This window comes from Halobacillus litoralis, from assembly GCF_004101865.1.
Classification (GTDB): Bacteria; Bacillota; Bacilli; order Bacillales; family Halobacillaceae; genus Halobacillus; species Halobacillus litoralis_A.
Map to the genome: position 1 here is coordinate 1,242,512 of NZ_CP026118.1, position 12,717 is coordinate 1,255,228.

A 12,717-nucleotide genomic window follows, 5' to 3' on the forward strand; every position below is an offset into this window, starting at 1 on the left:
CAGTGGCAATGAATTTTCGAATGGTATCTATAACAACTCAAATCATCAAAAAACCTCCCGGGTATCAATACAGATGCCCGGGAGGTTCTCTTATTCCTTAATTAAGCATTGGAAGTCACTTGATTTGTCTGATTACCGTTCTTCGTCGTCAATAGTGTGGCTACAATCAATACGATGACAGCCACAGGTACTGCGACTACTACACTGTTAACTTCAAACGGCTGCTGCAGGATGATCTCCCAAGTCAATGTAGCTACTACACCTGCTACCATTGAAGAAACACCTCCGACTGCATTGACACGTTTCCAGAAGAAAACAGCCAGAACTGCTGGCGTCAGCCCTGCGCCGTATACCGTGTAAGCGTACATCTGTACACTTAAGACTGTTGGGAAGTAACTGATAATCAAGAATGCGAATAGACCAAGGGCTACAATGAAGATTCTCGTCATTCCTAATAGCTTTTTATCTGAAGCGTCTTTATTTACATATTTACCATAAAGGTCATAGGTCAAGTTGGTAGCTGCTGATAGCAAATAAGAGTTTCCTGTAGTAATGATGAATGAAGCTGCAGCTGCTAAAAGAATACCACCGACCGCTATAGGCATTGCTACCGTTGTGGCCATCAAAGCCATCCCAGGATCGATGTCCGGGAAGATCGAACGTGAAGCAAAAGCGATAACAGAAATGGATGGCGATATGATGAGCATCGCAATCAACCATCCAAGTTGAGCCCGTTTAGCTGATTTGTCCCCTTTTGATGAGGCAAGACGCTGATACATGTTTTGGTCACCTAATAATAAGAATAAGGAAGGCATCAAATAACCGATCATTTGAATGGTTGTCAAGCCACCCGTAGCAGTCATGTGGGACTCTGGGACGTTAGCGACGATTTCGCTCCATCCACCCGCAACATAAATGATTGTCGGTACAGTGACGATCAATCCACCGACCATCAGAAAACCACTGATCGCGTCCGTTTGAGATACAGAACGAAGACCACCGATCATCGCAAGGAAAATAATCATTGCGGCACCGATTACCGTACCTGTTTGTACTGTCATACCAGTCGTTAAATTAAGGATGAATCCGAAGCCTTTCATTTGATAAGATACGATTCCTACATAAGCAAGGATGATAATGACACTCGCAATGTTACGGGATGTACGACCATACTTCGCTTCCAGAATTCCGGCTACGGTGAATTTTCCATACTCCCGGATCTTTGGAGCGACAACATAAAGAATGATAATTCCGACTAACGTTGGGAGCATCATCATCAAGGAAGGTAGAATTCCATATGTAAACGCCATTGACGTTTCTCCACCAGAAATACTTCCACTTCCTGTCCAGGTGGCAAGAAGGGTCCCCATCAAAACGAAAGGTCCTAAACTTTTACCGGCTAATACGAAATCTTCACTGCCGGCCACCTTCTTCGACATAAAAATACCAATACCTATCATAATTATTCCATAGATTGCTATAAACCAAAGCAGAGTTGGATCTTGTTGCAATTCCATAACTACTAAATCATCTCCTGATGTTTTTTTGTTGGCTGAGTCCTGGGTTTGCTTCCTTGTCAAAACACCGGCCGATGTATTTTCTTGCCCTTTGAACACAACGTTATCTAAATTAACATAGATTATCGAATTGTGAAAATGCTTTTTTCACCTCTTAAAAGTATCATTTACAAGCGTTTTTCAAGACTTACATTTTTTCACAATCTTTTATGAAAGCGATAACCGCAACACTTCCAAGAATTGCATTACTGTTATGAAATTTCAAATAAATCAATGATTTCCCGACAGAATTTTGTAGTTAAATTAGTCCTTAAGACCTAATTAAAAGAGACGGAAACCTATTAATAGGTTTCCGTCTCTCTCTTAAATTAATGCCTTCATCCGATTTTCAATTACGTTTTGCAGCAATTGCTTGCCATCATTCGTCCCAATCGATTCAGGGTGAAATTGTACACCTTCAATCGGTAAGTATTCATGACGGATGCCCATGATTTCACCTTCAATAGTAGCGGCTGTCACTTCAAAACACTCTGGAAGATCCTTCAACTCCACGATGAGGGAATGATAACGCATCGCTTCCATAGGGTTGTTGATTCCTTCATAGATTCCTCTCCCATCATGAAAGATACGTGAGGACTTTCCGTGCATGAGCTTTTCAGCGCGTACAACATTTCCACCAAAAACTTGTGCAATCGCTTGATGTCCTAAACAAACACCGAATATCGGTTTCTTCTCTTTAAATATTTCAATTACTTTTAGAGTGATTCCCGTTTCATCTGGCGAACAGGGTCCGGGCGATAAAAATATCAAATCCGGATCAATTTCCTCTATCTCTTCTAATCTCACTTCATCATTTCTCCGCACAATGACTTCTTCCCCTAGCTCCCCCAAATATTGGACGATGTTATAAGTGAAAGAATCATAGTGATCAATCATATAAATCACTCTGCTCCACTCCCCTCTGCTCTACTTTTGAAAAAACTATTGAACGAGACTGTTCACCCCTTCGGAAAAGTTCCCAAGGGCTTTGTCACCTTCTCCATTCTCTATATGGTTCAGTTCATCTTCTATTAAACGGATGATTTTACTCCCGACAATCACACCATCAGCATGTTCACGCACAAGTTTCACATGTTCATTCGTAGAGATTCCAAAGCCGACCGCAACAGGTACAGAGCTATGTTCTTTTACTTTTTCAATGAAGGACAAAGTTTCTTCAGACATCTCCTTGCGCTCCCCCGTTACACCCAGGGCTGAAACGCAGTAAAGAAAGCCCTTGGCATGTTCAGCAATCTGTTTGATTCTTTGGTCTGAATTCGGTGCCACGAGAGAAATGAACTCAATGTCTGCCTGCTCCGACTGTTCCCGGATTTCTTCACTCTCTTCATATGGGAGGTCAGGAATTAATAATCCTTCCACCCCGTTGTTGTCTAATAACTTAAAAAATTCGTCATGACCGATTTGTAAGACTGGATTATAATACGTGAAAATAACAATAGGAATCTCCACACCGTGCTTTCGCAATTCAGGCACCAACTCGATGGCTTTGCGGAGTGACATTCCCGCATTCAATGCACGTTTAGCTGCACGTTGGATGGTCGGTCCGTCTGCAAGCGGATCGGAGTAGGGAACACCTAACTCTAAAACATCCGCTCCCTCTGCTTGCAAGCGCAAAGCGAACTGGATCGTATATTCAGGGGTCGGGTCGCCAGCTACGATAAAAGGAATGAACAAATTTTTTGTTTTGGTCAGTTTTCCTTGGAAAGGTGTCTTCGTCAACATGTTAAACCTCCTCCTGAAAATGTTCCATCAAGGTCGCCATGTCTTTATCACCACGACCCGACAAATTAATCAAAATCGTTTGATCTGCCGACATATTCCCTGCTTCTTTGAATGCTTGAGCAAGGGCGTGGGCACTTTCAATAGCGGGGATGATTCCTTCTTTTTCTGTCAGTAACTTCAATGCACCCAATGCTTCTTCGTCTGTAATTGCTTCATAGCGGACTTTTTTCGTTTTGAACAAATGGGCATGCTCTGGACCTATGCCAGGGTAATCAAGTCCGGCAGAGATGGAGTAAGGCTCTGTAATTTGACCGTTTTCATCCTGCATTAAATAAGTCATTGAACCGTGGATCACTCCAGGTGTCCCTTTAGACAGTGTTGCTGCATGTTCTGGGGTATCGATTCCTTTACCAGCCGCTTCTACCCCGACCAGTTCACTTGCATCATCTAAGAAAGGGTAAAAGATCCCCATCGCATTACTTCCTCCACCGACACAAGCATATATTCGATCAGGAAGCTCGTTTTCCACTTCTAAAAATTGCTTCCTGGATTCATCACCGATGACCCGTTGGAAATCCCGCACCATACGCGGGTATGGGTGGGGGCCGACAACGGAACCAATTAAGTAAAAATGATCTTCACAGTTCGCAACCCAATAGCGGATCGCTTCATTTGTGGCATCTTTGAGCGTCCCATTACCACTTGATACCGATACGACGTCTGCCCCTAATAGTTTCATGCGAAAAACGTTAAGTTCTTGCCTGCGGATATCTTCCTCTCCCATGAAAACTTTACACTTCAGTCCGAACTTTGCTGCAACAGTAGCAGAAGCCACTCCATGTTGTCCTGCGCCTGTTTCTGCAATGATTTTCTCTTTACCCATGCGTTTTGCCAGCAAAGCTTGTCCAATGGCGTTGTTCAATTTATGAGCACCTGTATGGTTCAAGTCTTCACGTTTCAAATAAATCTTGGCACCCCCAAGGTGACCACTGAGTTTATCAGCATACGATAATGAGGTAGGGCGGCCAGCGTACTCTTTCAATACATGATGGTATTCTTTTAAGAAGTCAGGGTCGCTCATAGCCTCGTCCAGTGATTCTTCTAACTCTTGTAAAGGACCCATCAATGTTTCAGGTACATACTTTCCACCGAAATCACCATAACGTCCTTTAAAATCAGGAAATACTTGCAACATTCCGCTCCACCTCTTTCATAATTGCTTGGATTTTACTGATATCTTTTCCATCATTTTCTTCAATGCCGCTCGATAGGTCGATGCCTTCCGGTTTATATTTAAGCAGTTCAGCTATGTTTTGCGGTTTGATTCCTCCTGCAATGAGACAAGGTACCCCCTGTTGATAAGCTGCGTCCCTGTACATGGGGACAGCCTCCCAATCGAACCGTATACCTGTACCGCCCGACGCCCCTTGCACTTTAGAATCAATTACGTACCCGTCCGCAACACCGCGAAACACTTCCATTTGTTGAATGCCTTCATTCTTGTGATGAATCACTTTCCAGACAGGTAAGCCGAACGCTTCTTTTATTCTTAAAAGCTGCGAGACTGTTTCGTTCCCGTGCAGTTGAATGACATCTAATGAAACAAAGTGGAGTACTTCTTCAACCTCTTCTAATGTCGGATCAATGAATACGCCCACCAGTTTTTGTTTGGGACGGATTTTCTTCACCCAACGCCTGACATATTCCGGACGTACGTACCGCTTCGTTTTTCTGACAAAAATGAAGCCAAGGTGTGAAGCATCTGAGGATGTCGTTTTTGCAACATCGGAGAGAGAGTGATTGCCGCATAATTTCACGATGGGTTCTTTCATGATACGTTCACTCCTTCCAACAAAGCCCGTACTGCCTGTTTGATATTCTGCTGCCTCATCAACGACTCACCGACCAGAATTCCTTCCGCACCATAACCAGCGACTGTCTCTAAATCTTCATGTGTAAAAATGCCACTTTCTGAAACCACCAGAGATTCTTTCGGTGCTAGTTCAGCCATCCGTTCTGTTTGCGACAACTTCGTTTCGAACGTATGAAGATTGCGATTATTGATTCCCAGAATACGGGGAGTGAAATGAGCAAGTATTTTTTCTAATGTCTCCTCACTATGAACCTCGACCAACACTTCCATCCCCAGTTCATAAGCTTGAAGGTACAATTCGTGGAGCTTCTCAGCTTCTAACGCTTCCCCTATAAGTAAAATAGCATCCGCTCCTATATAAGCACTCTCCGCAATTTGAAGCGAGTCGATGATAAAATCTTTTCTCAATACCGGTACATCAACGACTTGTTTGATGTCTGTGAGGTAGTCCCTGTGCCCCTGGAAAAAGTGCTGGTCTGTCAAAACAGAAATAGCCTGAACTCCAGCATGATTATAATCATGAGCAATCCGAACGGGATTGAAATCTTCTCGGATAATTCCTTTAGAAGGCGAAGCTTTCTTCACTTCTGCAATTAACCCAGCTTTATAAGGAGAAGACTTTAAAGAGCTGAAAAGAGAACGATGGGTGAAAGTGTGTTCCTCAGGCAAAAAAAGTCTTTCTATTTCTTGTTTCTTAACTGCTAAGATGGTTTCAAGCATATTGGCGATTCTCCTTCTCCATTACGATGGACTCAAAATAGTCTTTAGCCACTCCTTCACGAATAGCTTTTTCTACTTGGTGGACACCTTCACGAAGGTCAGCTACTTTCCCTGCTACGTAAAGGCCTGCTGCCGCATTCATAACCACGATTGTATGCGCACTTTCATTCGCCTTCCCATAAAGAACGTCCTTAATGATCTTTGCACTTTGTCCGGTTTCCGTGATTCGGATATCCTCTAAACGTCCGCGGGATAACCCGAACTCTTCAGGACTTACGGTAAATCTAGTAATCTTACCATCTCTCATTTCCACCAGATCGGTTTCACCTGTCATCGTGATTTCATCTAAACCATCTCTGCCTGTTGCTAACAAAACATGAGTAGAACCTAACTTATGAAGGGTTTCAGCCATTTTTTCAGCATATGCTGTATCATAAATCCCGATCAATTGCCGTTTAGCATTGGCCGGATTGGACATCGGCCCAAGCAAATTGAAGACTGTACGAAACCCCAGTTCTTGCCTGGCAGGTCCCGCATGCTTCATTGCCTGGTGGTAAAGTGGAGCAAACATGAAAGTCATCCCTTTGTCCCTCAAAGCTTTTGCTCCTTCTTCCGGGGTCGTATCAATCGGAATGCCCAGAGATTCCAAAACATCGGCACTTCCACTTCTAGAGGAAACTTTCCGATTTCCATGTTTGGCTACCTTTACTCCCATGCTCGCTAACACAATGGATACGGCGGTGGATATGTTGAAAGTAGAAGCACCATCGCCCCCTGTACCACATGTATCTACAATCGTCGGGTCTTCGACATCAAGCTTGGTCATGTTTTGTCTCATAGCACGGACGAATCCTGTCATTTCTGCAACTGTTTCTCCACGATATCGCATGACACTCAACATACTCATCAACTGGCCGGTAGTCGTTTCACCCTTCATAATCGAATCCATCGTTTCGAAGGCTTCCTGCTCACTAATCATTTCCCCGGATACGACTTTGCTCAGTGTATTTTTCATCTCGTCTCCACTCCTTCTCCACTCTTCTCAAAAACTTGCTCAGCTAGTTGAATCGTCCTTTTTAGTGCACTTGCTTTATTCAATGTTTCCTGAAACTCTGCTTCTGGATCAGAATCGGCGACAATCCCAGCTCCTGCCTGGATATACAAGTCTTTTCCGACAAGTGTCATGGTCCGGATTGTTATACAGGAATCGATATTTCCATCAAATCCTAAATATAAGATTCCTCCACCATAAAGATTCCTCGGCGTAGGTTCAAGCTCTCTCAGAATTTGCATCGCTCTGACTTTCGGCGCTCCGGATAAGGTCCCTGCAGGAAAAGAAGAAATGAGCGCATCAATCGGTGACACCTCTTCTTTCAATATTCCAGTCACTTTACTGATGATATGCATAACCTTCGAAAAACGTCCGATCGTCATATATTCGCTTACATCGACTGTTCCATACTCGGCAACGCGTCCGATATCATTCCGCGCAAGATCGACTAGCATCCGATGTTCTGCTAATTCTTTTTCATCAGCCAGCAACTCCTCCGCTAGTGCATTGTCTTCCTCGAGAGTCTTTCCTCTTTTCCTTGTCCCTGCTATGGGATGGATTTCAAGTCTCCCGTCTTGAACTTCCAGTAAACGTTCAGGGGAGCTTCCAATCACTTCCAGATTATTCATTTGCAAAAAGAACATATATGGTGATGGATTGACATTCCTTAACACGCGGTACAATTCAAAACCGCTCCGCTCCGTAACTGTATGGAACCGCTGCGATAACACCGCTTGAAAAATGTCACCTGCACGAATGTACTCTTTGATTTTTTCTACGTCCGCTTTATATTGACCAGGCTCATAATTACTTCCGAATTGTACGGTTTCCTTTTGATTCAAATCCCCAGGGAGCATCAAGTCAGGCAAATCCTTTGAATTCATCAACCTTTTTTGAATATCTTTTATTCGATCATTTGTGCTGTTGAAAACATCTCTTGAATCTTGGTGTCTGCCCATTCTCGCAAATGAAAGAATGGTCGTCTCTTTCGTTTTATGATGATAAGCAATTAACGTCTGGCAAAATAATAAGTGGTAATTAGCTAAATCCAGTGCATCTTCCGGAGCTCTTGGTACAGGCTCATAATCAGATATCGCATCATAACTGATGTAGCCTACGCCTCCACCTTTAAATGGTAAGTCCACATCAGCTTGCTTCACTTGCAGGTCTTCGACAACTTTTTGAAAAGCTGCTTCGAAGGATGTCGTTTTTTCGGTAGAATTATAATGGAAATCAGTAATTGAGAACGTCTGATTCTTTTCCTTGATTTCAATCATCGGATCTAAACCAATGAAGGAAAAATTAGACCAGGGCGACTCCGGATCCTGGCTCTCTAACATATAGACCGCTTCATCATTCAGGGCGTGAAACATGTGAATCGGTGTCAATGTATCTGTATAAAAGGATTGGGTAATCGGGATGGTGCGATACGTCTCGGCATCGCTTTTAAATGATTCATAAGTAGTCATGTGCTCACCTCTCCATATAGTATTATGGAGAATGAGACGTTGAGGATTAAAACGAGTGGGTGAAAAATGGGTATAAAAAGGCTAGGCAATCAAACAGCTCCTTCGTCTGATGATCCCTCGCTCACTCTACTCTGCTCATCCTGGTACCTCAACTCAACTCATTCTCTTCTCAACTAATCTACTGCTCTTTAAAATGCTTTCTAATAGTCTATAAAATTCAGACAATAATGTCAACCAGTCCACTTCCATTATTCTTTAACTCAAAGATACTAGAAATGAAAGCCGGTTATACCGAAATAATAAATTCATTTGAACGAAATGCGTCCATCATACGTCTTATGAGTAAGTCGGAAATGAGGAATGATTATGGATCGAAAGGAAATAACACGTGCCCAGCATGGAGACCAGCAAGCGTTAGCAAAGCTGTTGAAAGAGCACTACAGCTTTGTGGTCAAATACTTATGGAAAATGAGCGGGGATGAACAAGTGGCCTATGATGTCACGCAGGAAACCCTCGCCAAAGTGATACAAAAAATCCACCAATATAAAGAGCAAGCAAGTTTCTCGACATGGGTTATCCAAATTGCTACTCACACGTATTTGGATATGCAAAGAAAACAGAAACGAAAGCTGGATTTTGAACAGCAGGAAAGGGAACGTCTTAGACGAGAACCACCGCCCATACCCTCCAATCATGAATGGCATGACGTACAGGAAGCTTTATGGGAGCTGGAAGATCAATACCGCATCCCTATCGTATTGAAGCATTATTACGGTTACGAATACGAGGAAATTGCACGTATGACGAAAGTCAAAGCAGGCACAGTTAAATCACGCGTATATTATGGTTTAGACAAATTGCGAAAGGAGCTGCAACATCATGAAAGGTCATGATAAAACCAGTGACGTCGAACAAATATTGAAGAAAACAGCAGCACATACTGATGAACAAATGGATATTAAAGAACCGTCCATTCACTATTTTGAAAATATGGTGCAAAAACAAACCGAAGCCTGGTACAAGAGATTATGGATAGAGATGACGTGTTTATGGATCATAGCCATTGTTTTTCTCAGTTCCCTAGCAATAAGTGTAATGTATACCCCTCTATTATTTATTGGAACTCAAGTCATCTCCACTCTTGTGGTCCTGCTTTATTTTATTAAAGAAACTTCTAGAACGGTGGCGTCGCGACAATGAAATATTATGGACCAGAAGAAATACCGCTGTGGGGGTTCATCCTTATCGGTATGATTCTCATCACCCAAAGTTCTGTTTTATTCCTCAAAGCTAAGAAAAGAGGAAAAGTCCCATGGCTCTGGGGACTCGTCGGCTTGATTCAGTTCCCTGTCCCAAGTATCGTTTTTTTCATTTTGACAAGAACAGCCTGGCGTAAAAACCTTTGATTATTTTCACCTGGATCAGAGAGTAAGTTAGTACTTCAAAATTCTTTAACTATGAAGGAGGTTCAATCATGATAATGACACAAACTGCCATTCAATTTATTCAAGACAACCTGGCGATTATCGCTCCTCTCTTGATCATTCAATTAATATTGATGATTACAGCGATCATCAGCTTACTGCGCACCGATGCAACGAACGGGCCTAAATGGATGTGGGTACTGATTATCCTGTTCATCAACACACTTGGCCCAATCGCATATTTCATCTTCGGAAGGAGGATAGATTCATGATCAGTGTGAAAAGTTTAGTGAAATCATACGATAAACACGCAGCTGTCAATGATATATCATTTCAGTTATCTCCCGGGAAATGCGTTGCACTTCTGGGACCTAACGGGGCCGGAAAAACAACTACCTTAAGAATGATGGCCGGACTCATCACACCTACATGCGGAGATGTACAGCTAGAGGGAAGTAAGGACGACGACATACGACACCATATCGGTTACTTACCACAGCATCCCCAGTATCATGGGTGGATGACAGGCAGAGAGTTCCTTATTTATGTGGCACGCCTTGCCCGTCTCTCAAAGAAGGATGCACATCAGCAGGCGGATCAATTATTGAAACGAGTTGGGATTGATGCAGTCAAAAACCGCCGTATAGCTAAATATTCAGGTGGAATGAAACAGAGGTTAGGTATTGCCCAAGCGATGATTCATAAACCGAAAGTCTTAATGCTGGATGAACCAGTCTCTGCGCTGGACCCTTTAGGAAGAAGAGATGTATTGGATTTAATGGAGGAATTGAAGCAGGAAACCACCCTCCTTTACTCTACTCATATTCTCAGTGATGCAGAGGAAGCAAGTGACGAAATCCTGCTGATGCATGAAGGGTCTATCATTGAGTCAGGACCTCTCGAAAATGTGAAAGAAAGACATCAGGTAGACAAAATTTCACTGAGATTTGCCGATAATCCTGAAAATTACCAGAAGCAATTAGACAAACTTGAAATTGTCACTAAAACAGAATATAACAAACAGGTCTTACAGGTTTATGTGAAGAACACCCTCGATGCCAGAGACGAAATCTTATCACTGGCAGCGAAGGAGAAATGGCCGCTCTTACAATTCGAGGTAGGCCGCACGTCCCTAGAAGATTTATTTATGAAGGTGGTGAACGAATATGCAATGGCTGACCATTTACAATAAAGAATTATTAGAATCGGCAAGGAATTTCAAGTGGATATGGGTCCCTTTAGTCTTCATATTGCTCAGCATCATCGACCCCTTATCGACCTACTACCTCCCTCAAATTCTTGAAGCCACTGGCGGACTTCCAGATGGCGCAACGATCGACATACCGACACCCCGCCCCTCTGATGTGCTCATGATGAGTATATCTCAATTGAATATGCTTGGTGTGCTGGTTATAGCATTAATCACGATGGGGACGATTTCAGGGGAACGAAAAAGTGGAGTCGCAGAGCTTGTTCTTGTCAAACCCATTCCTTATCACTGCTATACGACTGCGAAATGGGCAGCTCATATGACCTTGATTCTCACTTCTATCTTATTAGGACTTTTAGCTAGTTGGTATTATGTGAATCTCTTATTTGATCCTCTCTCTTTTTCCGGCATGCTGACTGCTTTTCTATTTTACAGCCTTTGGATCATGTTGATCGTAAGTATCAGCCTGTTCATGAATGCCTTGACTAAATCACCAGGATTGGTTTTATTTTTGACGATCAGTACAGTCATCTTAATGAATTTATTGACAAGTGTTTTTTCTCATCTCCTTGAATGGAGTCCAGCGATGATTACATCCTACCTCCCGGGAATTCTTCAAAATGGAGAAATGGAAAGTAACCTAATGTTCACAAGTCTGATCACGGCAGTGGTTATCATCGCCTTACTCTTTGGCGCAACTTACACATTAAAGCACAAAGAAATCGCATGAAGTTCCATTTTATACCACCTCAGGTCATCCATATTATGGATGACCTGAGGTGGTTGATTTGTACTGCCTTTCTATAGGGTATAGACTGTTATCAATCCAGATTAAAGGAGAGGTATTGATGAAACCTACTGCACTGATCACCGGCGCCTCTGGCGGCATCGGTTATGAATTAGCTAAACTTTTCGCAAAATCCGGTTATAACTTAATCGTCGTGGCCCGAACTGAAGAGAAGCTGCTACAACTAAAAACAGAGCTTGAGGGACACCCCGTTACAATCATCCCCCAAGATTTGTCAGAGCCCGGAGCAGCTGAAATTGTTTATGACAAAGTAAAAGAGCTTGGTCTGACAGTTAGCGTATTGGTGAATAACGCCGGATTCGGTTTAAATGGCTATTTTGATGAGCTCCCTCTCTTAGATCAACAAAAAATGCTGCAAGTGAACGTAAATGCACTGACAGAACTCACCCACTTATTCTTACCTGAAATCAAGGCTGCACGTTTCCGTTCTATTCCTAAAGGCGTCCTGAACGTTGCAAGTACAGCCGCTTTTCAACCCGGACCGAAGATGTCTGTCTATTATGCGTCAAAGGCCTACGTACTCTCCTTATCAGAAGCGCTAGTAGAAGAATTAAAAGATACAAGTGTTACCATCTCTACCCTCTGTCCAGGAGCCACAGATACAAACTTTTTCAAAACAGCTAAAGCAGAGCATACAAAACTAGTCAACAGTACAATGTCCTCGGAATCAGTAGCAAAAGCCGGCTTTTTGGGCTTTGTCAAAGGAAAAAGAGTCATCATTCCCGGGACGGCCAACCAAAGTATGGCTTATCTATCTAAATGGCTCCCAAGATCCGTTTCAGCTAAATTCGCTCATTACATCGACAGCTGACCAGTGGCGATCCTGTCAGCAAACTTTCACAGACTCTGATTATTAGTACAA

At 42.9% G+C, this 12,717-nt stretch carries 15 protein-coding genes; 7 read left to right on the forward strand and 8 right to left on the reverse strand.

Annotation, left to right across the window (positions count from 1 at the left end; all coding sequences use genetic code 11):
• Positions 1-101: 101 nt before the first annotated feature.
• The 8 genes from HLI_RS06320 to trpE form a co-directional block, all read right to left on the reverse strand.
• Positions 102-1,517 (reverse strand): sodium:solute symporter family protein, encoded by a 1,416-nt coding sequence (locus HLI_RS06320; RefSeq protein WP_128524007.1) that lies wholly within the window; start codon positions 1,515-1,517, stop codon positions 102-104.
• A 363-nt stretch (positions 1,518-1,880) separates the two neighbouring features.
• A complete protein-coding gene (locus HLI_RS06325; RefSeq protein ID WP_128524009.1) occupies positions 1,881-2,462 on the reverse strand; it encodes an anthranilate synthase component II in 582 nt (193 codons plus the stop codon).
• Positions 2,463-2,498: 36 nt separating this feature from the next.
• A complete protein-coding gene (trpA, locus tag HLI_RS06330; RefSeq protein ID WP_128524011.1) occupies positions 2,499-3,299 on the reverse strand; it encodes a tryptophan synthase subunit alpha in 801 nt (266 codons plus the stop codon).
• Between the two features lies 1 nt (position 3,300).
• Positions 3,301-4,494 (reverse strand): tryptophan synthase subunit beta, encoded by a 1,194-nt coding sequence (trpB, locus tag HLI_RS06335; RefSeq protein ID WP_431357392.1) that lies wholly within the window; start codon positions 4,492-4,494, stop codon positions 3,301-3,303.
• A complete protein-coding gene (locus tag HLI_RS06340) occupies positions 4,475-5,131 on the reverse strand; it encodes a phosphoribosylanthranilate isomerase (protein WP_128524013.1) in 657 nt (218 codons plus the stop codon). The genes trpB and HLI_RS06340 overlap by 20 nt, the downstream gene beginning before the upstream one ends.
• Positions 5,128-5,892 carry an indole-3-glycerol phosphate synthase TrpC gene (trpC, locus tag HLI_RS06345; protein WP_128524014.1) on the reverse strand — a complete coding sequence of 255 codons (765 nt, stop codon included), beginning with the start codon at positions 5,890-5,892 and terminating at the stop codon, positions 5,128-5,130. The genes HLI_RS06340 and trpC overlap by 4 nt, the downstream gene beginning before the upstream one ends.
• On the reverse strand, positions 5,885-6,907 hold the full coding sequence (trpD, locus tag HLI_RS06350) for an anthranilate phosphoribosyltransferase (protein WP_128524016.1): 1,023 nt from the start codon (positions 6,905-6,907) through the stop codon (positions 5,885-5,887). The genes trpC and trpD overlap by 8 nt, the downstream gene beginning before the upstream one ends.
• Positions 6,904-8,412 carry an anthranilate synthase component I gene (gene trpE, locus HLI_RS06355; protein ID WP_128524018.1) on the reverse strand — a complete coding sequence of 503 codons (1,509 nt, stop codon included), beginning with the start codon at positions 8,410-8,412 and terminating at the stop codon, positions 6,904-6,906. The genes trpD and trpE overlap by 4 nt, the downstream gene beginning before the upstream one ends.
• A gap of 366 nt (positions 8,413-8,778) precedes the next feature.
• Here trpE and sigY point away from each other — a divergent pair, with 366 nt between their 5' ends.
• The 7 genes from sigY to HLI_RS06390 all read left to right on the forward strand — a co-directional run bounded on the left by sigY (position 8,779) and on the right by HLI_RS06390 (position 12,666).
• Positions 8,779-9,306, forward strand: a complete 528-nt coding sequence (sigY, locus tag HLI_RS06360; RefSeq protein WP_128524019.1) for an RNA polymerase sigma factor SigY — start codon at positions 8,779-8,781, stop codon at positions 9,304-9,306.
• Entirely contained in the window at positions 9,293-9,613 is a 321-nt protein-coding gene (locus HLI_RS06365) for a YxlC family protein (protein ID WP_128524021.1), read from the forward strand. The genes sigY and HLI_RS06365 overlap by 14 nt, the downstream gene beginning before the upstream one ends.
• Positions 9,610-9,819, forward strand: a complete 210-nt coding sequence (locus tag HLI_RS06370) for a sigma-Y antisigma factor component (protein ID WP_128524022.1) — start codon at positions 9,610-9,612, stop codon at positions 9,817-9,819. Before HLI_RS06365 ends, HLI_RS06370 begins: the two co-directional genes overlap by 4 nt.
• 68 nt (positions 9,820-9,887) lie before the next feature.
• Entirely contained in the window at positions 9,888-10,109 is a 222-nt protein-coding gene (locus HLI_RS06375) for a PLD nuclease N-terminal domain-containing protein (protein WP_241655948.1), read from the forward strand.
• Positions 10,106-11,029, forward strand: coding sequence for an ABC transporter ATP-binding protein (locus HLI_RS06380; protein ID WP_128524024.1), 924 nt, complete (start codon positions 10,106-10,108; stop codon positions 11,027-11,029). The genes HLI_RS06375 and HLI_RS06380 overlap by 4 nt, the downstream gene beginning before the upstream one ends.
• Positions 11,004-11,777 (forward strand): ABC transporter permease, encoded by a 774-nt coding sequence (locus HLI_RS06385; RefSeq protein WP_128524026.1) that lies wholly within the window; start codon positions 11,004-11,006, stop codon positions 11,775-11,777. Before HLI_RS06380 ends, HLI_RS06385 begins: the two co-directional genes overlap by 26 nt.
• A 118-nt stretch (positions 11,778-11,895) precedes the next feature.
• Positions 11,896-12,666: an SDR family NAD(P)-dependent oxidoreductase gene (locus HLI_RS06390; protein WP_128524028.1), complete on the forward strand. Its 771-nt coding sequence runs from the start codon at positions 11,896-11,898 to the stop codon at positions 12,664-12,666.
• The last annotated feature ends 51 nt before the right edge of the window (positions 12,667-12,717 follow it).